Source organism: Prochlorococcus marinus str. MIT 0912, from assembly GCF_027359595.1.
GTDB classification, from domain to species: domain Bacteria; phylum Cyanobacteriota; class Cyanobacteriia; order PCC-6307; family Cyanobiaceae; genus Prochlorococcus_B; species Prochlorococcus_B marinus_C.
The window spans coordinates 1,629,325-1,656,317 of the sequence record NZ_CP114783.1 but is presented as its reverse complement, the minus strand read 5'-3'; the positions used below and the strand labels follow the sequence as shown (position 1 = coordinate 1,656,317).

At 34.3% G+C, this 26,993-nt stretch carries 31 protein-coding genes and 1 tRNA gene; 17 read left to right on the top strand and 15 right to left on the bottom strand.

The window, feature by feature from the left end; translation table 11 throughout:
- Positions 1-28 precede the first annotated feature (28 nt).
- Positions 29-823 (top strand): adenosylcobinamide-GDP ribazoletransferase, encoded by a 795-nt coding sequence (locus tag O5640_RS09470; RefSeq protein WP_332299700.1) that lies wholly within the window; start codon positions 29-31, stop codon positions 821-823.
- On the opposite strand, the gene O5640_RS09465 is transcribed toward O5640_RS09470, so the two are convergent.
- Positions 804-1,925 carry a sensor histidine kinase gene (locus tag O5640_RS09465; protein WP_269612217.1) on the bottom strand — a complete coding sequence of 374 codons (1,122 nt, stop codon included), beginning with the start codon at positions 1,923-1,925 and terminating at the stop codon, positions 804-806. The two genes, O5640_RS09470 and O5640_RS09465, sit on opposite strands and share 20 nt — an antisense overlap.
- 311 nt (positions 1,926-2,236) lie before the next feature.
- On the opposite strand from O5640_RS09465, the gene O5640_RS09460 reads away from it, so the two are divergent.
- Complete coding sequence (locus O5640_RS09460) at positions 2,237-2,605, top strand: DUF3155 domain-containing protein (RefSeq protein WP_269612215.1); 369 nt, start codon at positions 2,237-2,239, stop codon at positions 2,603-2,605.
- On the opposite strand, the gene O5640_RS09455 is transcribed toward O5640_RS09460, so the two are convergent.
- Entirely contained in the window at positions 2,602-3,207 is a 606-nt protein-coding gene (locus O5640_RS09455; RefSeq protein ID WP_269612213.1) for an alpha/beta hydrolase, read from the bottom strand. The two genes, O5640_RS09460 and O5640_RS09455, sit on opposite strands and share 4 nt — an antisense overlap.
- A 64-nt stretch (positions 3,208-3,271) precedes the next feature.
- Between O5640_RS09455 and purH the strand changes: the two genes are divergently transcribed.
- The gene (gene purH / locus O5640_RS09450; protein ID WP_269612212.1) at positions 3,272-4,828 is read left to right on the top strand and encodes a bifunctional phosphoribosylaminoimidazolecarboxamide formyltransferase/IMP cyclohydrolase; all 1,557 of its coding nucleotides are present in this window, start codon (positions 3,272-3,274) and stop codon (positions 4,826-4,828) included.
- 62 nt (positions 4,829-4,890) lie between these two features.
- On the opposite strand, the gene O5640_RS09445 is transcribed toward purH, so the two are convergent.
- From O5640_RS09445 to sfsA, 4 genes are all read right to left on the bottom strand, one after another.
- Positions 4,891-5,424: a DoxX family protein gene (locus O5640_RS09445; RefSeq protein WP_269612211.1), complete on the bottom strand. Its 534-nt coding sequence runs from the start codon at positions 5,422-5,424 to the stop codon at positions 4,891-4,893.
- 63 nt (positions 5,425-5,487) lie between these two features.
- Positions 5,488-6,690 carry a 4-hydroxy-3-methylbut-2-enyl diphosphate reductase gene (locus O5640_RS09440; protein ID WP_269612209.1) on the bottom strand — a complete coding sequence of 401 codons (1,203 nt, stop codon included), beginning with the start codon at positions 6,688-6,690 and terminating at the stop codon, positions 5,488-5,490.
- Between the two features lie 123 nt (positions 6,691-6,813).
- Positions 6,814-8,304: an ammonium transporter gene (locus tag O5640_RS09435; RefSeq protein WP_269612208.1), complete on the bottom strand. Its 1,491-nt coding sequence runs from the start codon at positions 8,302-8,304 to the stop codon at positions 6,814-6,816.
- Between the two features lie 263 nt (positions 8,305-8,567).
- A complete protein-coding gene (gene sfsA / locus O5640_RS09430) occupies positions 8,568-9,332 on the bottom strand; it encodes a DNA/RNA nuclease SfsA (protein WP_269612207.1) in 765 nt (254 codons plus the stop codon).
- 75 nt (positions 9,333-9,407) lie between these two features.
- Here sfsA and murJ point away from each other — a divergent pair, with 75 nt between their 5' ends.
- Positions 9,408-11,015: a murein biosynthesis integral membrane protein MurJ gene (murJ, locus tag O5640_RS09425; RefSeq protein ID WP_269612205.1), complete on the top strand. Its 1,608-nt coding sequence runs from the start codon at positions 9,408-9,410 to the stop codon at positions 11,013-11,015.
- On the opposite strand, the gene O5640_RS09420 is transcribed toward murJ, so the two are convergent.
- The gene (locus O5640_RS09420) at positions 11,002-11,250 is read right to left on the bottom strand and encodes a cytochrome-c oxidase (RefSeq protein ID WP_269612204.1); all 249 of its coding nucleotides are present in this window, start codon (positions 11,248-11,250) and stop codon (positions 11,002-11,004) included. The two genes, murJ and O5640_RS09420, sit on opposite strands and share 14 nt — an antisense overlap.
- 40 nt (positions 11,251-11,290) lie before the next feature.
- A complete protein-coding gene (locus O5640_RS09415) occupies positions 11,291-11,587 on the bottom strand; it encodes a DUF3181 family protein (RefSeq protein WP_269612203.1) in 297 nt (98 codons plus the stop codon).
- 180 nt (positions 11,588-11,767) lie between these two features.
- Here O5640_RS09415 and O5640_RS09410 point away from each other — a divergent pair.
- From O5640_RS09410 to O5640_RS09390, 5 genes are all read left to right on the top strand, one after another.
- A tRNA-Arg gene (locus O5640_RS09410) sits at positions 11,768-11,841 on the top strand.
- Between the two features lie 124 nt (positions 11,842-11,965).
- On the top strand, positions 11,966-13,201 hold the full coding sequence (glyA, locus tag O5640_RS09405) for a serine hydroxymethyltransferase (RefSeq protein WP_269613843.1): 1,236 nt from the start codon (positions 11,966-11,968) through the stop codon (positions 13,199-13,201).
- Positions 13,188-14,486: a competence/damage-inducible protein A gene (locus O5640_RS09400; RefSeq protein WP_269612202.1), complete on the top strand. Its 1,299-nt coding sequence runs from the start codon at positions 13,188-13,190 to the stop codon at positions 14,484-14,486. Before glyA ends, O5640_RS09400 begins: the two co-directional genes overlap by 14 nt.
- A gap of 16 nt (positions 14,487-14,502) precedes the next feature.
- Positions 14,503-15,912 carry a 3-isopropylmalate dehydratase large subunit gene (gene leuC, locus O5640_RS09395; protein ID WP_269612201.1) on the top strand — a complete coding sequence of 470 codons (1,410 nt, stop codon included), beginning with the start codon at positions 14,503-14,505 and terminating at the stop codon, positions 15,910-15,912.
- 24 nt (positions 15,913-15,936) lie between these two features.
- Positions 15,937-16,551: a 3-isopropylmalate dehydratase small subunit gene (locus O5640_RS09390; RefSeq protein ID WP_269612200.1), complete on the top strand. Its 615-nt coding sequence runs from the start codon at positions 15,937-15,939 to the stop codon at positions 16,549-16,551.
- Positions 16,552-16,553: 2 nt separating this feature from the next.
- Here the strand turns inward: O5640_RS09390 and O5640_RS09385 are convergent, their stop codons facing one another.
- The gene (locus tag O5640_RS09385) at positions 16,554-18,539 is read right to left on the bottom strand and encodes a DUF3769 domain-containing protein (RefSeq protein ID WP_269612197.1); all 1,986 of its coding nucleotides are present in this window, start codon (positions 18,537-18,539) and stop codon (positions 16,554-16,556) included.
- Between the two features lie 104 nt (positions 18,540-18,643).
- On the bottom strand, positions 18,644-18,772 hold the full coding sequence (locus O5640_RS09380; RefSeq protein WP_011294252.1) for a photosystem II reaction center protein I: 129 nt from the start codon (positions 18,770-18,772) through the stop codon (positions 18,644-18,646).
- Between the two features lie 368 nt (positions 18,773-19,140).
- Between O5640_RS09380 and psbH the strand changes: the two genes are divergently transcribed.
- The 4 genes from psbH (at position 19,141) to O5640_RS09360 (ending at position 20,528) form a co-directional block, all read left to right on the top strand.
- Complete coding sequence (psbH, locus tag O5640_RS09375) at positions 19,141-19,338, top strand: photosystem II reaction center phosphoprotein PsbH (protein ID WP_011294251.1); 198 nt, start codon at positions 19,141-19,143, stop codon at positions 19,336-19,338.
- 33 nt (positions 19,339-19,371) lie between these two features.
- Positions 19,372-19,587 (top strand): TatA/E family twin arginine-targeting protein translocase, encoded by a 216-nt coding sequence (locus O5640_RS09370; RefSeq protein WP_269612195.1) that lies wholly within the window; start codon positions 19,372-19,374, stop codon positions 19,585-19,587.
- A gap of 61 nt (positions 19,588-19,648) precedes the next feature.
- Complete coding sequence (gene pth / locus O5640_RS09365; RefSeq protein ID WP_269612193.1) at positions 19,649-20,260, top strand: aminoacyl-tRNA hydrolase; 612 nt, start codon at positions 19,649-19,651, stop codon at positions 20,258-20,260.
- A gap of 10 nt (positions 20,261-20,270) precedes the next feature.
- On the top strand, positions 20,271-20,528 hold the full coding sequence (locus tag O5640_RS09360; protein WP_269612191.1) for a DUF3146 family protein: 258 nt from the start codon (positions 20,271-20,273) through the stop codon (positions 20,526-20,528).
- On the opposite strand, the gene O5640_RS09355 is transcribed toward O5640_RS09360, so the two are convergent.
- Genes O5640_RS09355 through ntcA form a run of 3 tightly spaced genes read right to left on the bottom strand, consistent with a single transcriptional unit; the run spans position 20,512 to position 22,663 of the window.
- Positions 20,512-20,949: a hypothetical protein gene (locus O5640_RS09355; protein WP_269612189.1), complete on the bottom strand. Its 438-nt coding sequence runs from the start codon at positions 20,947-20,949 to the stop codon at positions 20,512-20,514. The genes O5640_RS09360 and O5640_RS09355 overlap by 17 nt on opposite strands.
- Positions 20,950-21,876 (bottom strand): DUF3084 domain-containing protein, encoded by a 927-nt coding sequence (locus O5640_RS09350; RefSeq protein ID WP_269612188.1) that lies wholly within the window; start codon positions 21,874-21,876, stop codon positions 20,950-20,952.
- 55 nt (positions 21,877-21,931) lie between these two features.
- Positions 21,932-22,663 carry a global nitrogen regulator NtcA gene (gene ntcA / locus O5640_RS09345; RefSeq protein ID WP_269612187.1) on the bottom strand — a complete coding sequence of 244 codons (732 nt, stop codon included), beginning with the start codon at positions 22,661-22,663 and terminating at the stop codon, positions 21,932-21,934.
- A 316-nt stretch (positions 22,664-22,979) separates the two neighbouring features.
- Between ntcA and O5640_RS09340 the strand changes: the two genes are divergently transcribed.
- Genes O5640_RS09340 through thyX form a run of 3 tightly spaced genes read left to right on the top strand, consistent with a single transcriptional unit; the run spans position 22,980 to position 24,811 of the window.
- A complete protein-coding gene (locus tag O5640_RS09340) occupies positions 22,980-23,576 on the top strand; it encodes a cob(I)yrinic acid a,c-diamide adenosyltransferase (protein ID WP_269612186.1) in 597 nt (198 codons plus the stop codon).
- Positions 23,577-24,170: a dCTP deaminase gene (gene dcd / locus O5640_RS09335; RefSeq protein ID WP_269612185.1), complete on the top strand. Its 594-nt coding sequence runs from the start codon at positions 23,577-23,579 to the stop codon at positions 24,168-24,170.
- A gap of 2 nt (positions 24,171-24,172) precedes the next feature.
- Complete coding sequence (thyX, locus tag O5640_RS09330; protein ID WP_269612184.1) at positions 24,173-24,811, top strand: FAD-dependent thymidylate synthase; 639 nt, start codon at positions 24,173-24,175, stop codon at positions 24,809-24,811.
- Here thyX and O5640_RS09325 read toward each other — a convergent pair.
- Both O5640_RS09325 and trmB read right to left on the bottom strand, forming a co-directional pair.
- On the bottom strand, positions 24,808-25,383 hold the full coding sequence (locus O5640_RS09325) for a thioredoxin domain-containing protein (RefSeq protein WP_269612183.1): 576 nt from the start codon (positions 25,381-25,383) through the stop codon (positions 24,808-24,810). The genes thyX and O5640_RS09325 overlap by 4 nt on opposite strands.
- Before the next feature lie 80 nt (positions 25,384-25,463).
- The gene (gene trmB / locus O5640_RS09320; RefSeq protein WP_269612182.1) at positions 25,464-26,108 is read right to left on the bottom strand and encodes a tRNA (guanosine(46)-N7)-methyltransferase TrmB; all 645 of its coding nucleotides are present in this window, start codon (positions 26,106-26,108) and stop codon (positions 25,464-25,466) included.
- A gap of 272 nt (positions 26,109-26,380) precedes the next feature.
- Here trmB and O5640_RS09315 point away from each other — a divergent pair, with 272 nt between their 5' ends.
- Positions 26,381-26,992, top strand: a complete 612-nt coding sequence (locus tag O5640_RS09315; RefSeq protein ID WP_269612181.1) for a DUF3177 family protein — start codon at positions 26,381-26,383, stop codon at positions 26,990-26,992.
- Position 26,993: the final 1 nt, after the last annotated feature.

Genomic DNA, 26,993 nt, shown 5'->3' with positions numbered 1-26,993 from the left:
TTATATAACTATTTTGACCTAAGAAACAATTGAGGTTGTAATTCTGATTTTTAAAGACTGGCTAAGTGACTTTGCAGGTGCATGGGTTTTTTACACAATTTTTCCTCAATGGCCAATAATCAAACCTAAATTCAGAAGAATTGCTCGTTTTGCCCCTTTAGTAGGGGTTTTGATTGGATTTTTACAATCATTTTCTTGGCTTTTATTGAGATATTTTAATTGGCCAAATATTTCTATCGCTTTGATATGTATTGCACTCGGTATTTTTATAACTGGTGGAATTCATTTTGACGGTTTGATGGATACAGCTGATGGCATTGGCGCAGGTCCATCAAAACGGATACAGGCAATGAAAGACAGCAGAGTGGGCTCAATAGGTGTTCAAAGTTTAGTAATCATTTTGATTCTTCAAATGGCAGCAATCATAAAACTTAGTTTTTATGCGCCTTTTGCCTTCCCATTAGCAGCCTTTTGGGGAAGAATTTCTCAAATTTTTGCAATTGAAAATTATGAGTATCTTTTCAAAAAAGAATCAAGTTCCATTCATCATGAAAACTGGAAAGGCCTATCCAAAGAGATAAGACCATCATTGATAATACTTTCTATAGCTATAAGTCTTTATCTATTTCTAAATAGTTTAAATATATTTAATGCATTTCTATTAATATATTGCATTTTATCAGGCTTAATAACTTCAATATTAATTCCACACTTTATAAATAAATCATTAGGAGGACATAGTGGTGATACTTATGGAGCAACTTTAGTCATAACAGAAACAACTAATTTATTACTATTAAGTATTATTTTGATTCCAAATTAAAAACAAATGCATTCCCTGAATCAGGTAAAGAGCTTTTAAATATGCTTGGATTAACAATTAGCTGTAAATCTCCACCTAATTGTCTTGCCAAATCTCTAGCCAAGGCAAGACCAATTCCACTCCCAGACATTTTCGAACCAGTTTCACCCCTAAAACCTTTCTCAAAAATCTTTTCTCTTTCTTCCTCTTTTATAGGGATGCCCTCATCCCAAACACAGATACTCTCTTCAACAAATTCTATCCCGATAGATGCTTGAGGAGGGCTATAACGAAATGCGTTTTCAAGCAGATTTGCAACAATTTCGGCAATAACGCCCTCTGAAATTGATCTTGATTCCATCCAAGTTGGCCATTTTGAAGGACTAAACCATTTCCTGCCTTGCAAATTAGCCCTAGCTTTAGCTCTTTCAATCAAAGGCTCTATTAAGCTTTTTACACTGATTTTGGTCTCAGTGGGCAAAAGGGGAGGCAAGAGCAATCTATTTGATCCATCCTCAGCTTGAGGTAGTTTCACTTGACTAAGTTGATCCAACGCAGAAAGGTATTTATTAACTTGCGCTTGTTCTGTCATTAGGCCTTTCACAAGATCTTCATGTTCACTGTCAGGTCCTATTTTCCTCAAAAGAAGTTTTGCATATGTACCAAGAGCAGCTAATGGATTTCTTAATTGATGAACCATTAAAGATATCTGCTCCTTTTGACCATCTAATTGATCTAACAACCTTTTTCTATCAAGTTCTGACGCAAGAGAGTGAGCAAGTAAAATTGACACTGATTGCAAGCGTTGATCAAGAGATTCAGGCCATTCTTCCTCAGAAGCAATTCGCTCCGCACGAATTACGCCCAATAGAATTGACCCCTCTTGCAACGGATACCATCTCCTATTAGTTGAAGGAGTGCGAAGGGCAATATCAGTTTCTACCGGCTGTAATACTTTTTCTAATTTCGGCCACTGTCCAACAACTTCCAACGTAGGAGACCCGCTGTCCCCAGACCGAGCTACGTAAACAACAACATGCTCCAATTCTTGATCAGCCTGAAAGCTCATCAACTGCTGTTGAACAAAATTCAAAAACCGTTCTGAATACTGCATTGAGCTCATTATGCAACTTTGAACAAGGGGAAAGAAGTATTCAAAAACTTGTAAAATTGAAAAAAAGTATTAAGATGTGAATAAAGAATATAGATCTCTTACAGGAGGTTATCTCAAATTTAATTCAAAAGTGAGCGCTTTGAGCGACTTTGAGTCTGCGGAAGAAATTGATGGGTAATTTCCGTGGTCCACTTTTCATAATTTGAGAATGACTTTCCATCTCAATTTCAAATCTATTTTTCTCAAAAAACTCTAGCTTCAGCCAGAGCTAATACAAAAGCAATTCCCTAAATCTCTCAACCCAATAAGGTAGTTTTTTCATGTCTAAGAAGCGTAAAAGAATTAGCAGACGCAGACTCGCAGGACAGCGAGTTATGTCCCATGTCCCTATTTTTCATTTAGGAACAGGCCAACATAAGCCTGTGACCGCAGCAAGACGATTTATTGCCGAAGAGGGCTTATATGCACCAGCGATACTAAATGTGCGTCGTAATGAGCACACTACTGATCGCTTCTTTTGGGGAGAGAAAGGTTTGTTTAGTGCTCAGTACGCTGAGGAAAATCACTTTCTTTTTCCTTCCCTGAGAGTTATTGTTGAATATCTTGGAGAGGACAAAATTTTTGCTGGTTTAGAACTTACAGCAGATGATTGGGAAGAAATCGAAGAGTATGAATACGCTTTTGTTTAACTTAAAAATTTTTGTTTAATTTTTTCACGGCAGTACTGAATTAGATTATTAGTTATTTCGTGGCCTCCATCAAAAAAATATAATTCTGATTTAACTCCATTTTTTAACAAAATATCAAAACTTTTCTGAGAAGCGGCTTTATCAACTACTTGGTCAATATTTCCATGACAAAGGAAAATAGGTGGCATATCTTTTGAAGGCTTCCACTCGGGATGAGGATAAGAGCTAAGTGCAAAAACTCCCTCAAATTTATTTCTTGATGCAAGCTCTAGGGCCATTGCACCTCCTTGAGAGAAACCCAGCAGTAATGTTTTATTTAAAGGTATGTGTTTAAAGCAAAGATTATTTAAACGCTTTTCAAGATCTAATACTGCTTCTGGAACCTGTTCCCATTCATGAGGGTACAACGGATACCATTGCTTACCTAATCCGCTTGGATGAGGCTGGGGAGCGGAAAGAGAAACTATTTCAAAACGATCTTTTAACCCCTCAGTTAATAATTTTCCAACAGGTATTAGATCATTTTCATCAGCTCCCCACCCATGAAGTAAAACCAATCTATTTGTTGCGGATTCAGAATTTAATAAGACTAGTTCAGTCATCTTGAATGCAATATGCCTATTTGATGCGTAGGTTATCGAGAAGAATCGATTTCAAACAATACAGATGTCACCCATAGCTCTGCTAAGTGTCTCAGACAAAACTGGTTTAGTGCCTCTAGCTCAAGCACTAATTAATGAATTAGGCTTCAAAATAATCTCGAGTGGTGGAACAGCAAAGTTAATTGAGAGCGCAAATCTGCCTGTTACTCGAGTAGCAGATTACACAGGATTTCCAGAAATTCTTGAAGGCAGGGTAAAAACACTTAATCCCAAAATTCATGGAGGAATTTTGGCCAGAAGGGATAAGCAAACTCATTTGGATGATTTGAAGAAACAAAATATCAATCCAATAGATTTGGTTGTTGTTAACTTATATCCATTTGAGCAAACAATTTCAAAAGAAAATGTTTCATGGGAAGAAGCAATCGAGAATATTGATATTGGTGGTCCAACAATGATTCGATCAGCTGCAAAAAACCATCAAGATGTTCTTGTAGTCACTAATCCAAATCAATACTCAAACTTAATTGATGCATACAAATCAAAAAAAATAACTAATGAATTACGAAAAAATTATGCTCAAAAGGCTTTTGAGCACACAGCTATTTACGATCTAACAATAAGTAAATGGATTGCAAACCAAATCCCCTCAAAAAAAGCTTCTTGGTTTCAAAGCTTGCCATTAAAACAAGAACTAAGGTATGGAGAGAATCCTCATCAAAAGGCCACATGGTATGGAGAGTCTGAAAAAGGTTGGAGCGGAGCTAATCAATTACAAGGAAAAGAATTAAGTACAAATAATCTCCTTGATCTGGAGGCTGCATTATCCACTCTCCGAGAATTTGGATACGAACAAGCTATGAAAAATGACTCATATAAAAAAGCGGCGGTAGTAATTAAGCACACAAATCCTTGTGGAGTCGCAATTGGAGATTCACCATCAACAGCTCTAAAAAGAGCATTAGATGGAGATAGGGTAAGTGCTTTTGGTGGAATTATTGCTATTAATTGTCCTGTCGATGAAGCTGCAGCTAAAGAACTTGAAAATATATTTATTGAATGTATTGTAGCTCCATATTTTGATAATAATGCAAAAGAAATACTTTCAAAAAAGAAAAATCTAAGACTACTAGAATTAAAAGCCGAGTCTATTCAAAAAGCAGATAAAAATCATATAAGAAGTATACTTGGTGGTTTATTAGTTCAAGATTTAGATGAACCAAATATTGATCAAACAGAATGGGAAAATGTTACTAAACTAATCCCAACAGAAGAAGAAATAAATGACTTATCTTTTGCTTGGAAAATTGTAAAACATATACGATCAAATGCTATAGCAGTTGCATCTAATCAACAGAGTTTAGGAATTGGAGCTGGACAAATGAATAGGGTAGGCTCAGCAAAAATTGCATTAGAAGCTGCTGGAGACAAAGCAAAAGGTGCTGTTTTGGCTAGTGATGGTTTTTTCCCATTCAACGATACTGTAAAGATGGCAGCTGATTATGGTATCAGCTCAATTATTCAGCCAGGGGGAAGTATCAGAGACAAAGATTCTATTGAAGCATGCAATCAATCAGGCATAAAGATGGTTCTCACAGGTAAAAGACATTTTTTACATTAAAGTCAGCTAAATAAATTAATTATAAAATATTGGACTCTAAATTTAATATTTATATACTTAAATCATGAACCCTTTGGATAATAGGTTATTTTGTTAGATTTTCTTAAAAGTGATAATCTTCCAGGACCTGCACATAAAAAATAAAATGATATGGCTGCATAAATAGCTGATAATTCAAAAATATAATTGTGATTTTCTACAACCGCAAAAGGAAATCCCTCTAACCCAGTATCTATGAAGTGGAAATACAAAGCAAATACCATCGTCGATAGTAAACCTAAGGAAGATAATCTTGCCAAAATGCCGGTAGCCAGTCCAATTGGACAAACTATTTGAGTAACTGCAGCCATATAAGTCCAAATGACAGGATCACCAGGAAGAAAGCTGAAGTATTTACCAACAACGAATTCAGCAAATCCTCCTGGATCATTTAATTTCTCCAAACCGTGATGAACCATCAACAAACTAAAGCTTAGTCTGAGCACTAATGTTGAGAGTTCTCCAAAAATATTGACTTCACCTTCGGGACTTTGAACAACGACTTCAACCTTTTGTGAGTCAGAATCTTTATTATTAGAGTTTTTTGCTTGAGCCATCTTCCACTAAAAGTTATTAATTCATCCTACGAGAAATTGGGTCAAAATTGTGATTTATCCTAATTAATCTTTTTCACTTATTTTCATCAGCTTATGAATAACATGCTCAACCACACGATCTGGAGTAGAAGCACCTGATGTAATACCAACCTTTATATTGCCAGTTGGAAGAAATTCCTTCTCAGTAATTAATTCTCCTTCAAGTGGCATATGAGTAATTGTATTTGTTTCTTCTCCAATTCGTTCAGGCGTATCAATGTGAAATGAGCGAATTCCCCTACTAACAGCTATTTCTTGAAGATGAGTGGTATTCGAGGAATTATAACCACCAATAACAACCATAAGATCGAGTGGCTCATCAACAAGAGAGAACATTGCTCCTTGTCGTTCCTCAGTAGCATCACAAATAGTATTAAAAGCTAGGAAATGTTGATTTAATTCAGCAGGACCATATTGTTTTAACATAGTTTTTTCGAATAATTTTCCAATCTCTTCGGTTTCACTTTTAAGCATAGTTGTCTGATTAGCGACTCCTATTCTTTTTAAATCCTTATCTGGATCAAACCCTGCGGAGGAGGCTTTAGCAAAACGCTTTAAGAATTCTGCTCTATTTCCTTTACCAAGAATATATTCAGCTACATAATTGGCTTCATCGAGGTCAAATACAACTAGATAAGTTCCAGCAAAAGAACTAGTAGCGAGTGTTTCTTCGTGCTTATATTTACCATGAATAATGGAAGTAAATGTATGTTTTTTATGCTTTTCAACGGTGTGCCAAACTTTTGAAACCCATGGACAAGTGGTATCAATGATATGACAGCCTCTGTCATGCAACATTTTCATATCTTGAACTGTCGCACCAAATGCAGGAAGAATTACTACATCACCATCTTTCACTCCTGAAAAGTCTTTGATACCTTTCTCCTCAGTAATAAAAAGAACATCCATTTTTCTAAGCTGATCATTTACTGAGGGGTTATGAATAATCTCATTAGTAATCCATATCTTTTCATTCGGATAGTGCTTTCTAGTCTCGTAAGCCATTGCTACAGCTCTTTCTACTCCCCAACAAAATCCAAAAGCCTCTGCAATTTTGACTTTGAGGCGACCATGTTCTAATTCATTTCCATTATCTCTAATAGATCCAATTAACCCACTTTGATAAGCCTCTGCCAGCGCTTGAGCTCGTTTATTCGCTGAGCCAAATCCTCTCCGATTGTAACGATCAGATTTATGAAGAGTTTGCTTGAATGCTTGAGTATCCATTTCAATTAAATAGTTAAAAACAAATTGATAGGATTCCGATAACTATTAAACCACACTAAAAAAGCCCGGAATTTATCCGGGCTTTTTTAGTGTGGTTTAAAGTTAGAGAATTAAACAAGTGAACTAGCTAGAAGCAAAGTCAGGATAAGCTTCCATTCCATGCTCACCAATATCAAGGCCTTGGGTCTCTTCTGATTCGCTAACTCTGATTCCTCCGAAGAAGCCACCAATAATTTGCCAAGCAATCCAGCATGTGACGACAGTCCAGATACCATAAGCAGCTGCGCCTAATGCTTGAATGAAGAACTGGCTAATTCCTCCTCCATTGAGAAGACCAATTCCTGCAGCTCCAGGGTCCATGCCATCAACACCCCAAAGGCCGATAACTACAGTTCCCCAAACGCCGCAAACTCCGTGAACGGAGAAAGCACCAACAGGATCATCAATACCTGCGGAATCTAAAGCAGCTACTGCAACTACAACTATTAATCCACCGACTGCACCAGCAAGCCAAGATCCAGCAAAAGTCATATTGCCACAACCAGCAGTGATACTTACTAAGCCAGCAAGAATACCGTTGATGATCATGGTTAGATCAGGCTTACCAGAGGTAATGGTAGATAAAACTGTAGCCGCAATTGCACCACCAGCTGCTGCCAAAGTTGTTGTTACTGCAACATAAGCAACATATTGATCCATTGCTAATTCAGAACCTGGATTAAATCCATACCAACCAATCCAAAGAATTAGCGCTCCTAAAGTTGCGATAGCCATATTATGACCAGGCATAGCTTGAGCTTTTCCATCTACAAATTTGCCAATACGTGGCCCAAGAAGCATTGCTCCAACAAGACCTGCCCATCCTCCTACGGAATGAACAATAGATGAACCAGCAAAATCAATAAAGCCAAGTTCAGCAAGCCATCCACCATTCCACTGCCAGCTACCTGCGATTGGATAAATAAAAGCAGTTAAAACTACAGAGAAAACGACAAATTCACCAAATTTGACTCTCTCAGCAACTAATCCAGAAACGATCGTTGCAGCAGTTCCAGCAAAAGCAGATTGGAAAAGGAAATCAACTGCTGGAACAAGACATCCTGTATCACCAGCAGCTGCGCATTCTAATGCACCTGATGGATCAGGATCAACGAATAAGCCTTGGAAATAAAGCCAACCATCAATCACTGAACCGCCATACATTAGGGAATATCCAATTACCCAATAGGCAGTAACAGCAAGTGCAAAAACAAATAAGTTTTTAGCTAATATGTTGACCGCATTTTTTTGGCGGCACATACCAGCTTCAACCATTGCAAATCCTGCGTTCATAAAAATAACGAGGATTGTGGCTATGAAAAGCCAAAGATTATCTGCCAAGAATGCAGCAGCTTGAGGTCCAGTTAAATCTGAAAGTGCAACCTCAGCTCTAGCAGAGAAAGTGAAAACACCTAATCCTAAAAGTGCCAATGGGATTGAAGCTAGCCAAGCCCAAGATTGACTTCTTCTAAAACCTTTAATGCTTCTTAGAAGAAGCATTGGCCCGTTCAAAAGACTTGCGTCTTGAAGACGAGAAGTACTTCGCCTTGGTGGCGATTGCAAAGCAGTGGTCATAAATGATGCTTACTTCGAAAAAAAGAAATGGATAGTTAATCCAAAATTTATACAATTAACAATATGAATGCAACTCATACTGACAAGATGTAGGTGTTTATACAAAAAAACAGTTTGGTACTACAGACATGTTCTTATTTACACATTTTTCTGGTAAATTGGTGAAATTTCAAATTGATTTAATTCCCAAAATTACAAGTCAAAATAAAAACCTAGCTCAAATAGTAAAAATAGACCTGCTGAATTATTTTGTTCTAGATGTTTTATTTTTGTGAACTCTGGAAGGGTTTAACACCTTCCCAGGTTATGCGGTCTGAAAAAAAACCAAATGCACATGGAATAACCTCTACCCCATGAGATAATGCCTCTCTAAATAATTTCCCGTACAACTGATCTGCTAAATCACAAGGTGCAAAAATCTCCATATCACTCCTACTAATACAAGGAATTAAAACCGCTCTTGAATCAGGAGAAATACTCATTAGTTCCTTCAAATGTTTTTGACCTCTTGTAGTTACCGTGTCCGGGAACAAAGCCAAAGTTTTTTCACACCAAGTTGTATTTTTAACCTCTATATAAATATTTCTACTATCTGCATTGCTTGTTTCTGGCTTAAGTAATAAATCAATTCGACTTTTACCTTCTAAACCATATTTAACTTCAGGCTTGATATTTGCAATTAAACCCAATTGCTTCTCTAAGCCATTCGCTTCAATCAAATTCCTAATCAATTTATTAGGTAAAGATGTGTTTATACCAACCCAGCATCTCTTCAGCTCATTATGACTTGGCACCTCAGCTTGCTCCCAAGACCAATCTAATTTACGTTTAGGCGAGGGAGAGTACTTAAGTCTGACACGACCACCAGGCCACAAAACCCCTTTCATCGGTCCTGTATTTGCACAATGAGCGGTAACAATTTCACCATCAGCCAACTCAACATCAGCCAAAAATCTCTTATATCTCTTAATTAAGATACCCTCTACAAGAGGGGGAAACTTAATAATGGTTTTCCCAATTTCAATCACTTAATTAACATCCAATTAAAACAAGAACTACAAAATATTCTAGAAAAATGGAAGCTCTCTTTTTTCAAATCTAACATGCCGAAATCAATCAAAGAAATTGCTTTCGTCGTAAGCCTAGGAACTTTATTAAGCAAATTTGTAGGGATGGCAAGGCAATTAGTTATTGCTGGTGCTTTCGGAATTAGCGCTGCATATGATGCATATAATTATGCTTATATTATACCTGGATTTTTCTTGGTTCTTTTAGGAGGTATTAATGGACCATTACATAACTCTTTGGTTACATTATTAGCAGATAAAAACAAAGTTGATAGTAGATTACTTATCAATTCAATCAATAATATTCTATCTCTAATACTATTAATAATAAGTATTTTTATTTTCTTTTCATCCGATTTATTGATTAATTTAGTTGGATCAAGTTTATTAGCAGAGACAAAAGAAATAGCTTCTTTTCAATTAAAAATAATGTCTCCAATTATATTCTTATCAGGACTAATAGGCATAGGTTTTGGATCTCTAAATGCAAAAAAAGAATTTTTCATACCATCTATATCTCCATTAATTTCAAGTCTAATAATTATAATTTCTGTATCAAACTTTTGGATAAATAAAGAAACTTCAGTTGATATATATGAATTAAATTTGAGAGGAGGAGTTATTCTTGCAAAAGCAACATTTATAGGAGCACTATCTCAATATTTAATTCAAATACCTTTTCTAATTAAAAAAGGAATTTTTACTATAAGTTTTTCAATTCAAACAAAGTATTCAGAACTAAAAAGAGCCTGGAGAATGATTGTCCCTGCTTCTCTTTCTTCAGGTATGATGCAAATAAATGTTATTACTGATTTATTCTTTGCATCAAAGATAGTTGGGGCTGCAGCTGCTCTAAGTTACGCAAACTTTATAGTTCAAGCTCCTCTTGGAATAATATCAAATTCTATTTTAATTCCATTACTACCTGTTTTTGTAAGCTTAAGAGCTCGAGAAAATCATTTGAAATTGATCAAGAAAATCCATCAAGGATTAATTTTGACATCCTCATCGATGGTATTCCTAGGTTCGATATTCATTGCACTATCTGTTCCAATAGTAATATTAATCTATGGAAGAGGTTCCTTCAATCAAAATGCAATAGATATTGTAAGTCAACTATTGATTGCATATGGAATAGGTATGCCTTTTTATCTATTAAGAGATCTATTAGTTAGAGTATTTTATGGTATTGAAGATTCAAAAACACCATTTAAAATATCTATTATAGCAATATTATTAAATTTGTTTTTTGACTGGTATTTAATAGGAGGAACAAGTCCTTGGGGAGAACTATCTCCGATCAACTTAGGCGTAAATGGTTTAGTATATTCAACTACATTTGTTAACTTATTTGCTTGCATACTTTTACTATTGAAATTAAATAAGAAGCTAGATCATCTGAAATTATTCAAAATAGTATCTCAAACTCTTAGAATTATTTTGATTGGTTTGATTTCTGGTATTAGCTCATTTTTTATTTTTAAAATAATATATTTACCCTATACTTTCTTTAATTTATTATTTAAAATTTTAATCTCATCTGGAATTAGTCTTGTTATATTCTATTTTCTAGCAATTATTCTTAAAATTGATGATATTGATAGTTTAAATAAGTATTTCAAAGAGAAATTTATTCCTCTTTAAGAAAAATATCTTTTTCTGATCTAACTTTAAGTGGGATTTCTAAACAGTTCATTTCATCAGTTTTCACCCCACTTACTGAGAGAATTCTTGCTTCAATACCAAACTCTTGAAAAGCTATTTCCATCTCTTTCATTAATTCCTTTTCAACCTGTGCATCAGCATCAGCAATTTTCCCTATAAGTCTTTCTCCTAAGCGACCAATTCGCTGCCTTACAACCTCTCTGGCATTAGTCACCTGGATTATTAGCAAGAATAATAAAGCAATTGATCAAATCTTATCTGCAATAGGGTTCTAAAATGTCCTCAAGGTCAAAAAATTGATTTGGTGGAATTAATTTTGATAATGGCAATCTCGTTTTACCTCCGCCAAGTTTTACTTGAATCGCTTCAAGACCTTTTCTAGCTGCAACATTTGAACCTTGATCAAAGTTAGCTTGACATTCAATAGCTAAGTCCTTTGCAAGCCCAGCATCGCCTAGATAAAGATTCCAATTTCCAACTTGAATAAATAATCTGTCAGCTATTGACACCGCTAGCTCATTAATTTGCGATGAATCGATAGAAGTAGTCATGAAAACTTAGTTTTTCTACTATCAATAACCATAGATAGAAATTGTGGTTACTATCTCAAAAAAAGAATTAATGGAAAAATAACTTTTTAAGTTTCAAAATCGTATTTTAGACAATTTGAAGGCATAGATACAAACATATTTCCCTATTCTTTGGGAGTCAATCTGATATTGTTTTTTTATGCGCCTGTAGCTCAGCGGATTAGAGCATCTGACTACGGATCAGAGGGTCGGGAGTTCGAATCTCTCCAGGCGCGTTTGAAAAATTTGTAAATCCTTATATAAACAGAAAATAAGAGAAAGTTTTTTCTCATTAGACTAAACATATGCCTACTATCACATCATAAATAAAGGAATAAAGTGACTATTCAATCTTCTTTGATGGAATGTGATCCAAGTATTGCGAAGTTAATAAACAATGAATTATCAAGACAAGAAACTCATTTAGAGCTGATTGCAAGTGAGAATTTCGCCTCAAAGGCAGTAATGGAAGCACAGGGATCGGTCCTAACAAATAAATATGCTGAAGGTCTCCCCAAAAAAAGATATTACGGAGGATGTGAATATATCGATGGAATTGAGCAGTTAGCAATCGAAAGAGCAAAAACCCTTTTTGGTGCTAACTGGGCGAATGTCCAACCACACAGCGGGGCACAAGCTAACTTTGCAGTTTTCCTAAGCCTTCTCAAACCTGGCGACACAATCATGGGGATGGACCTATCTCATGGAGGTCACCTCACACATGGTTCACCTGTAAATGTCAGTGGCAAATGGTTTAAGACATGCCACTACGAAGTTGATAAAACGACCGAAATACTCGATATGGAAGCAATTAGAAAAAAAGCAATTGAAAATCAACCAAAACTAATTATTTGTGGATTCTCTGCGTATCCAAGAAAAATTGACTTCCAGGCTTTTAGATCAATAGCTGATGAAGTAAAGGCTTATTTATTAGCTGATATTGCTCACATTGCTGGTTTAGTAGCTAGTGGTCTACACCCAAGTCCAATCCCATATTGTGATGTAGTTACAACAACCACTCACAAAACTCTCAGAGGGCCAAGGGGGGGACTAATTCTCTCAAAAGATGAAGAGCTTGGGAGAAAGCTCGATAAGGCAGTATTTCCAGGCACCCAAGGAGGTCCTCTAGAACATGTAATAGCGGCGAAGGCTGTGGCATTCCAAGAAGCTTCTGAACCCGAATTCAGGCTCTACAGCCAAAGAGTAATCTCAAATGCACAAGTTCTTTCCAATCAACTTCAAAAAAGAGGTATTTCTGTTGTAAGCAAAGGGACTGATAATCATATTGTTCTTCTTGACCTTAGAAGTATTGGGATGACAGGTAAAATTGCTGATCAGTTAGTTAGTGATATCAAAATAACCGCAAACAAAAATACGGTACCTTTTGACCCCGAATCCCCATTTGTTACTAGTGGGCTAAGGCTAGGTTCAGCAGCTCTTACAACTAGGGGGTTTGATGAACTAGCCTTTGAGGAAGTTGGAAATATCATTGCAGATAGACTGCTTAATCCAAACGATGAAAAAATAAAGGAAGCGTCAATCCAAAAAGTATCTGAACTTTGTAATAAGTTTCCTTTATATAGTGAGAGGATTTAAAGAAATCAATATTAACAATAAAAATAAATTTGGAGCAGAGGTTTTATGCATTGGAAGTGAAATACTTCTAGGAAACATCGTTAATACTAATTCTCAATGGATAGCAGAACAATTAGCAATTTTAGGTATTCCACATTTCAGGCAAACCGTTATCGGAGACAACTCTGCCAGATTAAAAGAAGCAATACTTGAGGCATCTAATCGATCAGCAATTCTAATAACAACTGGTGGTCTTGGACCCACACCTGATGATATAACAACGCAGGTAATTGCTGAAACTTTTAACACCCCACTAGAACAGAGAAATGATATTTTGCTTGATTTGAAAAACAAATCAAGAGATAAGAAAAGTAAGTTATCTGAGAGTCAAAAGAAGCAATCCTTAGTCCCAAAAGGTTCTAAAATTATAAACAATTACTCAGGAACAGCTCCAGGATTTATATGGAGTCCAAAGAATAATTTTACAATTCTTACTTTCCCTGGAGTTCCAAGTGAATTAAAAGAAATGTGGATTAATGAAGTAGAAAAATGGTTGATTAATAATAATTTCTCGAAAAAAATTATCTCTAGCAAAGTTTTACATTTTGCGGGAATAAGTGAATCATCACTAGCTGACAAAATCAAACACTTACTTAAAGGAGAAAACCCTACTATTGCTACTTATGCAAGCACTGGAGAAGTAAAGGTACGCATCACAGCAAATGGAGATAATTTAGAAGAAACTAATAAATTGATAAAACCTATTGAAAAAGAGATAACTCAATTCACTGGATTAAAATTCTTTGGGGTAAATAATGTAACTCTTGAAGAAATAGTATTTAAATTATTACTTAAAAGAAAAGAAACTATTGCTGTTGCCGAATCATGTACTGGAGGTGGGATAGGTTCTAAGCTGACAAAAATCCCTGGATCTTCAAAGATTTTTCATGGAGGAATCATCGCATACAACAATTTAATCAAGCAAAGAGTTTTAGGTGTACCTGAGGAAATAATTAAAAGCTATGGTGCGGTCTCAAAGCCAGTAGTTGAATTAATGGCGAGAGGTGTCCAAAAACAATTCAAAGTTAACTGGGCTATAGCTGTCAGTGGAATTGCAGGGCCAACAGGAGGAAGTAAATTAAAACCAGTTGGACTAGTTAATTTTTGTATTAAAGGGCCAAAAAGCCTTATTTCATGGGAAGAGAGATTTGGATCTAATAAAACAAGAGAAGATATTCAAAAATTAAGCGTTTTAAATGCTCTTGATAGATTACGTTTATCTATAATCATGGAAACTAAGTCCTAATTATTGGATTTGAAAGTTGAGTTCTGGAACCCTCTACGACAAAGTTTGGAACTTCCATCAGGTAAAAGAACTACCTGGGGGATCAACCCAACTTTTTGTTGGTCTGCATTTGATACACGAAGTTACAAGTCCTCAAGCTTTTTCTGCTCTGAATGAAAAAAATCTTGATGTCAAATTCCCTAATTTAACAGTTGCAACGGTTGATCATATAGTCCCAACAATAAACCAGCAGCGTCCTTTTAGCGATCCTCTAGCAGAGGAAATGCTGACTACTTTAGAAAAAAACTGTAAATCCCATGGAATAAAATTTCACGGAATTGGAAGCAATTCTCAAGGGGTAGTTCATGTTATGGCTCCAGAATTAGGATTGACCCAACCCGGAATGACTGTGGCTTGCGGAGATTCACACACCTCAACGCATGGTGCATTTGGAGCAATTGCATTCGGTATTGGAACAAGTCAAGTTCGAGATGTTTTAGCCAGTCAAAGTTTGGCGATGAAAAAACTAAAAGTAAGAAGAATATGGGTAGACGGTTCATTGCAAAAGGGAGTTTATGCCAAAGACCTTATTCTCCATATCATTCGTTTGCTTGGAGTCAAAGGAGGAGTTGGGTTTGCCTATGAATTTGCTGGGCCTGCAATAGAAAAACTTTCAATGGAAGGAAGAATGACAATATGCAATATGGCTATTGAAGGAGGGGCAAGATGTGGATATATCAATCCAGATGAAACTACTTTTAAATATCTCAAAGGCAAAGAATATTCTCCTAAAGGTCAAGAATGGGATAAAGCTATTAATTGGTGGAAAAGTATAGTTACTGATTCTGAAGCTAAATTCGATGATGAAATTCAATTAGATGGATCATCAATAGAACCAACAGTTACTTGGGGTATAACTCCTGGTCAAGGAATTTCAATCAAAGAAAAAATTCCAAATCCTGAGATGCTCCCAAAAAATGAGCAACAAATAGCTAAAGATGCATGCAAATATATGAATCTAGAGCCAGACAAGCCTATTGAAGGAACATCAATAGATGTTTGCTTTATAGGTAGCTGTACGAATGGAAGATTAAGTGATCTCCAAGAGGCATCTAAAATTGTTCAAGGTCATAGAGTCGCCACTGGGATTAGAGCATTTGTTGTACCTGGTTCCCAAAAGGTTGCAAAGGAGGCCAAGCAGAAAGGAATAGATAAGATATTTCTTACAGCAGGTTTTGAATGGCGAGAACCAGGTTGCTCAATGTGCCTAGCTATGAATTCAGACAAGTTAGAGGGAAGACAAATAAGTGCTAGCTCAAGTAATAGGAATTTTAAAGGGAGACAAGGGTCTGCAAATGGGAGAACCTTATTGATGAGTCCCGCAATGGTTGCTGCTGCTGCAATAAATGGGAAGGTTACAGATGTAAGAAAATTACTCCAAGAGTAAAAACCACAAAGAACTTATCTATCTATGAAACAGGAATTCCCAAAAGGTGAAATCAAAGCAATTAGAGGCCGCAGCTTTGTTATTAAAGGCAATGATATTGATACTGACAGAATTATTCCTGCAAGATTTCTCAAATGTGTAAGTTTTTCCGCATTAGGAGAACAAGTCTTTGCAGATGACAGAAAAGAACTAAAAGGCAATCACCCCTTTGACCTCGATCAAAATAAAGGAGCAAATATTCTTGTTGTTAATGATAATTTTGGCTGTGGTTCAAGTCGAGAACATGCCCCACAGGCTCTCATGAGATGGGGAATAAGATTAATTGTAGGAGAAAGTTTTGCTGAAATTTTCTTTGGGAATTGTCTTGCACTAGGCATACCTTGCATAACATCTTCAAAACAAGAAATTAATAAATTACAAAACCTAGTCAATCAGAATCCCACTCAGATTTGGGATTTTAATCTAAAAGAACTATCAATTTCTAATGAAAAAGAAAGTTTCAAACTCAATCTTGAAGAAGGAGCATACAAGATGCTTTATTCAGGGAAATGGGATGCGACTTCTCAACTATTAGATGAAGAGGAAAGAATCAAAGATACAGTCAATAATCTACCTTATCTAAATAGTTTCAAATCATAAATCTAAAAAACTGGTTTTACAGAGTTAGCAAATTTAAATCCATTTATACGGAAATATAATCCTCCTGCATAATTATTAGGATGATAGTAAATTCCACATTCGTATGATCTTTTTTGCCATAAAAGCCCTAATTTCGTATGATAATATTCTCCGAAATTCTTTGAATTATTATCAATATTTAAATTAGAAACAACATCAAATATTAAGGGTCCATAAATTTGTTGCATTAAACTTACATTTAGTGTTTTCAAATCAATGGCTTTATCAAACTTAAATGGACTATTGCCAAATTTAATTTTCACACCAGGCATAACTGAAAGTTTTGTGTAGTCAAAGAAACTTCTCTCTAGTTTTCCTAGTCTAATTTCGGGACCAATACTAAGTTTAAGAAAACCTTGATCACCAGAATTCAAATAGTTAAAATAGGCTGAAGTAATATTAGATTTCAAGACCAATTCGGGGTTAATTAAAACAGGAGAAAAAAGCGTCATATTCTTTTTATGATTTTCTTCTGATTCACCCCTCCATAATTGATATTGACTATCTATAGAGGCGAAGACACTGGAGCGCCAAAGACTAATTAAATCAGTATTTTCAAACTTTTCTGCTTCATATTTAGCGGATCCTATTCGAATATTTAAGTTGTTTTTCAACTCACCAGTTGTAAAATATTTAGTCTTTTCAATAAAGCCTCCAAATGCAGACTTGATCTCAGTCTCACCTATTGTGCCGTTCCAAGCTCTAGATCTATATGTCGTAAAAATATTAAAACTTGAGTCATCTATTATAGGCATTCTAAAATACTTTCTAAATGAACTTGAATGCCTTAATCCACTAAAAATTCTAGACGTATTTAATGTACTTAAATCATTTAAGCTATCGAAACTCCAATCGTCATTAGTTGCTTTTAGTTTTATATTTAAACCAACTAAATCAGAAAAATTAATGTTTTTATTTTGAGTATTTTTATAACTATTAGTTTTGCCTAAAATAGCTCTACTAATCATAAATTGGGGTTGAAAGTCTAGTTTTATATTTTTTTTAATAGTTTTTGTATTACTTCTTCTCACCAAGACCAAGCCATCACGATCTTTACTATCTAATACAAACTCAAGTTTATTCTTGCTTTTCTTCTTTCTTCCTAATACTCTTTTACCTAAAAAAAGCTTAGTTCTATTCTCAAGAATTAAATTTGTTTTAGAACTAGTAATTACTAATCTACCATCTTCTTCCTCTTCTGCAATAACGTCTATCCCCTCAAAAGCGACTTGATGAGGATCAAATGGGTCATTAGTAAAAATAATTCTATTAGATTCCCAGCCATTCTCCTCAATCATTATTAAATTAGATTTAAATCTCCAATTATTAATTGAACCTATAGATTTATTAGTTCTTGTGATTTTATTGTCTGGTAATTTAATATTTCCAAAATCAAATTCTATTCCATCATCGTAAGTATTATTTTCTCTACTATTAGTTCTATTTTGAACTTCAGTCTTATTTAAATTAGTATCAATTTTCAAATCATCTGACACATTCTTAATGTCAAATATCCCATATGCATCTTTAATAAATCCTTCTTTTTTTAATAGATCAAACTTAAATTCTTCAGCTCTAAAATATTGCCCCCCTTTGGTGAATCTAATATCACCCTTAGCAGATAAAATACCGGTTGATTTATCATAACTTAAAAAGTCAGACTTTAAGACTCCATTATTTATTAGAGCTTTAACATTCCCTTGAGCCACATAAATGTTTTGATCATAATCATATTGTTTATCAGCAAAAATCTTTAGAGTTAAAAATATAACTTCCTCATCTTGTAATTTTCTTAACGGCGATTTTTTATAAGTTTCAACTAAATTACCAACTGAAAAACTATAGTTTTTATGTTTAACTTCTTTTTTCTGAAAATTTTCCTTGCCTTTAGAAGTCTCAAATAAAGACAGAAAGATGCTAAACCCCAGAAGTCCAAGGTTTAAAGCCAATAGATATTTTTTCTTCGCCGCCAAATGATTTAAGCCGACGAAAAGATGATACCGAATAAAGCAATTACAGGAGCTTTTTTAGTCCAGTAATTAGCGTGTCATTTTTAGTCCTGAGGACTTTCCAAATCCTTTCTGTTGGGTGTCCTTGTTGGATCACTTGCCAAGAAACCAAATAGGAAGATCCCGACAAAGAAAAAGACGACCGTATAGACGGAAATCTTGAGGGCAAGCATGAATCCTAATCAACTAAATAGAGATTCAACCTATCCTATGAAGTCAATAACTCCAATAAAAAAACCAAAGGTGTTACAGACTTTTGGAAATGAAAAATTTTTTTATGCCTTGGGAGAGCCCAAAAAGCCAATAAAGGAAGGGAATATGAATACAAAGATCAATTTTTTTTCTTATACGAATTCCTAAAATCCATAATTTTTTTTTTTTTTTGTAATTTTTCTCGTTTTTCAGCCTATTTAAGGCCAAATTTATCGAATATCATATTTTTTTGGTTCATTCCATCACAAGTTTCTACAGTCTCTTCTTCTTTTGGACAAGTTCTCATACAATATCTTGACTCATACAAATCTGAGCTTAGAGAAACGACATGGGACAAAAAACAGCACTTGGATCTTTGCTTAAATCCATTGGCAATTCTGGACAAGGAAAAGTTGTTCCAGGTTGGGGAGCAGTTCCAGTAATGGCCTTTATAGGAGTTTTACTACTGGTTTTTCTAGTTATCATGCTCCAAATTTATAATCAATCACTTCTTTTACAAGGTTTTTCAGTCGACTGGAACGGCTGAATTGATTAAATTCTGATCAGTTGAGATTCGCCCATGAATATCTTTGGGGTTGGTTTACCTGAAATAGCTGTAATTGCCGGATTGGCACTTGTTATTTTTGGTCCAAAACGTCTTCCTGAGCTTGGGCGAACTATTGGAAAAACACTCAAAGGTCTTCAGAGCGCTTCTACAGAGTTTGAGCGCGAAATAAAAAATGCCATGACTGAAGAAGAGTCTTCAAATGAAGACATCGTAGACAAAGAAAATTAATTTCCTCAAAAATAACTAGATATCCAGCTATTAGAATCAACAACGATTCTGTTAAATTGGCATGTCGTCGGATGAATTGAAATTATTAGTAGGCTTAGGTAATCCTGGGGCTGAATACCATAAGACTCGTCATAATGTTGGATTTATGGTCTTGGAGGAAATTGCAAAAAAAAATAATTGTATCTTTCGTGAAAGCAAAAAACTTTTTGGTACGACTTGTACATACGGCACAGGTTTAGAAAAAACAAGGCTCTTAATGCCGAAAACATACATGAATGAAAGTGGAAAATCTGTTAGATCAGCTAGGGATTGGTTTAATTTTGAAAATCATCAATTAATAGTCCTACTAGATGACATGGATCTTCCTCTGGGGAAAATAAGAGTACGCTCAAAAGGAAGCTCAGGAGGTCATAATGGTCTAAAAAGCATTATCAACCATCTTGGTACTGCTGAATTTAAAAGATTAAAGATTGGGATTGGCCCTCCCAGTGACGAGCAAAAAGAGAGAAAATCTAAAACTGTTTCTCACGTTTTAGGAAGATTTTCAAAAGAAGAATTTTTAGTAGTAAATTTCATAATCGAAGAAATAATTAATTGTATAGAATCAATTAAATCTAATAATTGGGAAAAGATAACTACTCGAATAAATTCTTACAAACCTGACAATCTATAAGTTTAGAAAAATGTACAATAAGCCATCAACTACTGCATATCTTCAGATTCACAAGCAATGCTTTACTCAACAGAAAGTTGAGGGTATTGTTCGAGCAGGAAATTTTGAATGGAATTTTATTTGGGCTTTTAACCAAGGACAACTTTTTGTAGAACCTCCTCTAGGTAGAGCTCTCATAAAAGATGCCTTAGAGCGCTATTTAGTCAAAGCTGATTATAAACTTGAGTCTGGTGGGGATTACATTTTTACAGTTAGGGCCAAATTTTAATATCTACTTTATCTGGCCAAATAAATTTATGGTTTAAAAAATCTTCCAATAAAATCAACGCTACAATTGCATCAAGATTTTCAGGTGGAAAAAGAATTTCTTTTGGAAGCCAACGAATAAAGTAATTTGGAGGCCAAATTTCCCAATATCTAAATCTTGCTCTTAGGGTTGAGCCTCTTTCATTAACATAATTAATATTTACAAAATTATTTCGTTTTAATTGATTCATTACGTACTTACAATTAGTCCCATCACCAATTATTATTTTAATAATCTGGTAATCTTCATTCCACAACGAAACTAAATCAGAAAATATATTTAATGAAGCTATCCCTGCCTCAATAACTTTTCCTGATTTCATATCAGCTAATAACAATCCGCATTTTTTGATCCCTGGATCTATTGATATATAAAGACTCATTTAATTATTACTGAGTTTAGATTTTTCTAAAGATTTTAATTCCAAAGATACTGAGACTTTCTCAGCGCTTTGACTATTATCAAGTGCCTTAGCAATAATTTGGAAATCTCCCTTTTTTTTACTAACTAAAGATTTTCCTAAATTATTAATTTGATTAGCATTAATTTTCAACTCAGAACTTAATGATCCTCGCCTTCTTACCTCAGCCAAAGTTGAAGCCATTAAAAGATTAATCTTTTTACTGATAGATTCAGAATCAGAACTTGTTAAAGATATATTTTCTATAGCAATAACCTCGCCTTTTTTTGTAATGATTTTATTTAATGTGACTTCAGGAAATGCATAAACATAATTTTCTCCTCTAAGTATATTTCCTGCTGATTTAATCCTCACAACCCAGCTTTGATTATCAGCTATTTTGTTCTCAATCTTCACAATGTCATCTTTACGAACTAATAATATTCTTCGATATTTAGATTGATTAGTTTTTACTAAGTTAAAAGCATTGAAATTTGCTTCCTGTAATATACTTTCTATAGTTTTTTTTATATCAGTATTTTTATTTAGTTTAATAGTCCTAGTTACTAAGGTTTGCCCGCTACTTATTACTACATTTCCACTTCTTAAAGCATATAAGTTTTTTTCTAATTTTTTTAATTCTTTTTCACTTTCTAGAATCTTTTCTCTAATATCCTCTAACTGAAATAATCCAACCCTTAAATCCCTATCAAAAGCAACCATAGTTGCAAATGAAATAGCACTTATAATACTTCCAGTAAAAACAGTTATTAAAACAGCGGTACTTTTTGGTCTTAGTTTAAAAATACTTAAACGCGCTTTTCCAATTTTCGTACCTAAGCGATCTCCCAGAGTAGAAAGTATTCCACCTAGGATTAATAATAAAAGAATTTTAAGCCAGGCAGTCACTGAATGAAAGAAGAGGAATTAATCAAACCTCCTAAACCTTAGTATGTGATGGCCTTCAATTAAATCTTTTTGCTAAAGCTATTGGATCGAATATAGTTATTTTTTTTCTATCTATCGCCAATAATGAGGAACTTTTCAACTCACCAAGTAGTCGTGTAATAGTAACTCTGGTTGAACCTATAGCTTCAGCAATGGCTTGATGAGAAAGTCTTAAATCAATTGTTACTCCTTTTTCACACGGCACACCAAAATCCCTACATAAAACTAGTAAAAAGCTTGCAAGACGAGAGGACATATCTCTATGAGTTAAAGTTTCAATCATTGTTTCAGTTTGAAGTACTCGACTGGATAAACCTTGTAAAAGTAATAACCCAACAGATGCATCTTGTTCAATTGCATTCCTTACTGATGTAGCTGGTGCAGCAACAAGTTCCACACGCGTAAAGGCAACAGCGTGATAAAAACGATCTGATCTATGTCCTGTTAATAAAGATAAAACTCCAAAAAGACTATTTTCTCTCAATAAAGCAACTGTAATTTCTTCACCTGTTTCATAGACCCTACTCAATCGAACTGCACCACGCCTTATTAAATAAACCCTTTCTGCAGGATCACCAGGGAAAAAAATAGTTTTTGACCTGTCTACAGTTTCAGTAGAAACTCCCTCCAAAGATTTAATTACATCTAAAAGAGTTTTGTTTGGCGGCAAAGGAGATGATGAATTACCAACCATCTGGCTATTTTTTTGTTGGTTGAAACGAGTAAAGCCACGATATGAAGTGACCATATTTAATTTATTGTTCAGAGAAGATTAATAAGTAGGGAAAAAACCATATGTAGCCATGGCGACTTTTTTGAAGCTAAGTCTCCAATCCAAGCTTGTACTTGATAAAAATTCTATCTTTTTTCGCTCAAAAACTTAAGGTGCTTATAAAAAAAGTATTCAAAAATACATTTCCCTGCTTTTTGATGTCACTTTTGAGGCCTTATACAGTCTTGAAAACCAATTTTTTTCATTCAATACACCACAGATAGTGTTGTATTTGTTGATTAGATATTTAATACCGCTAGATTAGTTTCAAGACATCCTGATAAGAATTGAGATGAATGCACGAGTTAGCATTAATGCTCAACAGAGGGGTTCATCACCGTCAACAGAGACCTCTCTAAGGCCTACCCCCATCAGAAAGCCTTTACAACTAGTTGCGACACAAGGGCAAGTTCAAATCCACACTTGTACATTTAGAGGAAGTTTCTCTGTTGTTCTCAGTGAGGCAATGAGATCTGCAGGCTTAGGAAGCCAAGTTTTAATAGCTCAGTTTTTGAGAGGTGGAGTAAATCAAGGACCAAATGGGGCTATAAATCTTTGTGGAAGACTTGAGTGGCTAAGACCAGCCATTGAGAATTGCTTGCCCGAACACACATGTGAAGAACATTTTTCTTTAAAAAGAAAATATGAAGAAAAAGCAATAAAAGAACTTTGGGAATTCTGTAAAACTCGTTTAATCGAAAAAAAAATAGATAAAATCGTTCTTGATGAAATAGGAATGGCTATTAGCCTTGGTTTCATTGAAGAAAATGATTTAATTTTCATGATCAATAATCGACCATCATCCACAGATATTATTCTTACAGGACCATCAATCCCTCCTAAAGTAATCGAAATGGCTGATCAAATCACTGAATTACGCTGCAATTAAATGTTAAAAAATGATCGTTGGATTTCTGAACAGGCTTCATTAGGAATGCTTGAACCTTTTCAAGAAAAGCTAATAAGGCATCTTGAGCCGGAGTCAAAAAAATCACCTGTTTTAAGCTTTGGCTGCTCATCATATGGATATGATTTGCGTCTCTCGTCTAAAGAATTTTTAATTTTTAGGCATGTCCCCGGAACAGTAATGAATCCGAAAAAGTTTAATCCTGCCAATTTAGAACCCACAGATTTAAAAGAAGACGTGGATGGTAAATATTTTATTTTACCTGCACACTCTTATGGCCTTGGTGTTGCATTAGAAAAAATGAAGGTACCGCCCAATATTACTGTTATATGCCTTGGGAAAAGCACCTACGCCCGTCTAGGAATAATCGTCAATACAACTCCTGCAGAAGCAAGCTGGGAAGGTCATCTAACCCTTGAATTTAGTAATAGCTCTGGAGCTGATTGCAGGATTTATGCTAATGAAGGAATTTGTCAATTGCTTTTCTTTGAAGGAGATCCTTGTGAAACAACTTACAGTGATAGAAAAGGTAAATATCAATATCAACAAGAAAGAGTAACCCTAGCAAAGGTTTAAAAATGAGTTGCGTTCAGTTAATAACTTCCACACCAAACGCTGAAAAAAGCATGGCATACATTGCCAGGGTTAGTAACCCAAAAAATCAAGACAATGATGATTTTACTAAATTAATAAGGTATTGCATTAAAAATGAACATTGGAGTGTATTTGAGCAAGCTTATATGACTTTGCAAATAGAAACTACTCGAGGAATTGCGGCACAAATATTAAGACATAGATCATTTACTTTTCAAGAGTTCTCTCAACGCTATGCGGATAGCAGGCAGTTAGGAGAAATACCAATACCAGAGTTAAGAAGGCAAGATAATAAAAATAGACAAAATTCCATATCAGACTTACCGGGAGAAATTATTAATACATTCAACAAAAAAATTAAACATCAATTCGATCAAAATAAAGAACTCTATGAAGAGATGTTAGAAGCTGGAATTGCAAAAGAATGTGCAAGATTTGTACTTCCACTTGCCACTCCAACCAGAATTTATATGACAGGATCATGTCGTTCTTGGATTCATTACATAAATCTAAGAACCGGCAATGGTACACAAAAAGAACATATGGCTATCGCAAAAGAATGTAAAAATATTTTTTTACAAGAATATCCAGTAGTTTCGTCCGCTTTGAATTGGTTAGACTAGCTATGGTATCTAGGGCCTTCAGATCTTATTTTATTATTATTATTTAATTCTTTTGAATTAATTGTATAAATTAAATTACTTGAATTTGAGAATTTAGTAAAAGATGGTAATTCAGAATTATTAATTAAAGCAAGAAAGATTTCATTAAGTTCATTATATTTTCTAACTCCCAATGAAAATCCCTGGAATTCACCCTTGTCGTCAAAAAAAGTTAATTGTGGAATACCATTTACATCATATTTTTCAATCAAGTCAAACCACCTAGAATTATCAACATTAAGCAAAACTATATCTATTTTACTTGAGTTTAGTCTTTCAGCCTTAAGCATATCAGGTGCCATTTCCTTACAAGCTTCGCACCAATCCGCATAAAATTCAAAGACTGTAGGTTTTCCATTTGACAAAGCTATATCTGGTTGAAGAGAGTTCTTTGCCAATTCATCAAGCATTGCATTGGCTTTAAAACCACTGCGAAAGAAGAATAATGAAATAACTAAAAAAAGACTAAGTAAAACTAAAAAAAGTTTCTGGAGGTAGCCTAGATCGTCACCTGAATTTGTGTTATCAAGCATCAGAATTAATACTTTATAAAAATAATTATATACATATAATGTAAGTTAAAAACATATTATAATATTTACTATGAATTTACTTAATCAATGAATAAGAGACTATTCCTAATATAAATTCCTCTATAGATTGGCAAATTTTTCTTGAGAGAATATAATTCTCTATCTGTCTTTACATTATAGGGATTTTTATCCAGAAGCATCATATCTCGTACCTCTTTTCTATTAAAATATTCACTTTTATCCATCGTATTAGTCATGGAATCAAAAAGTTTTAATATATCGCTTTGAATAAATATTTCTCCATCCTTATTCATAGATTTAGCAATTGAGTTGATAAGATTTGTTTTTAAAACCCTTCTTTTATAATGTTTTCTTTTAAACCAAGGGTCGGGGAATTGAATTGAAACTCTTTTTAATTGGCCATCATCAAAATCTGACAACCATTCACCAAGACTGACATTGACATTACAAAATAGAAATTTTAAATTATCCAATTCTAATTTTATTCTTTTCTTTTCACATAAACTAACAAGAGGTTCTCTTATCTCTAGCCCAACAAAATTCCAGTCAGGGTGTTTTGTTGCTAATTCAATCAGAAATTCACCTTTTGCAGATCCAATATCTAAATGAATTGGATAGTGAGATTTCTCAAAAAGAATATTCTTACTGGGAAGAGATAATGGTAACTGAAAAAATTGACTTAAAGGATTTACATGCTGTCTCACAAAATGAAACCTGAAATAAAAAATCAGACTATTATATTAGCAAGTGATTAAATTTTTCAGAAGCTGATATGACGACAAACCAATTTATAAATTATTGATTAGAATCTTTGAATTATTTTGTTCTTATAGATAGATATTCATTAATCGATCAAGGATGGAATTGGATCAATAATCTAAAAGTTCTGCAAATATATAAAAAAAATTTTAATAATTAAGAATAATCATAAAAAGATTACCTTAAGGTTGATAATAGATATGAATGAGATTTTTTTTTGACTGAACCTCAATTCCAAATTCTAGTTTGGCTCTCATATCGAATTGCGGCTACCTTCGCATTCGGTCTCCCATTATTTCTATTGATTTGGGCAAAAAGATCGAATTCGAGCTCTATTGATAGACTTTTATCAATTTACTGGAAAGTTTCTAGTATTTATGCGATAAGCCTTTTATTTCTTAGTGTTGAGAGCCAATTAGGCCAATTAATTTCATTCATTGCACCGATACTTATGGTTAGTTCTATTTGGTTTTGGTTTGATCTCAATGAAGAACTTGATGAAATGCCTGATTACAAACCTATTGCTTTAACTACACGAATTTGGCGATGGACTTTATCTTTTTGGTCCTTACTAAATACTGGACTTCATCTATTTAGTTTGAGATGTTTGAATTCAATCAATGAGAACTATTGTGATACTTGGAGAGAAATTCCATTTAATTCATTCATGACAACAAAAACAATAATAAAATTTGTTTTAGACGGTAATTGGAGTAAAGGTTTTGCTACATTTTTTGCATATTTATCTCTAATACTATATTTAATAGGTTTACTACAATGGCTGCTTATCCAATTACCAAAGAATGGTCGTTTCGCCGGTAAATTTTAAA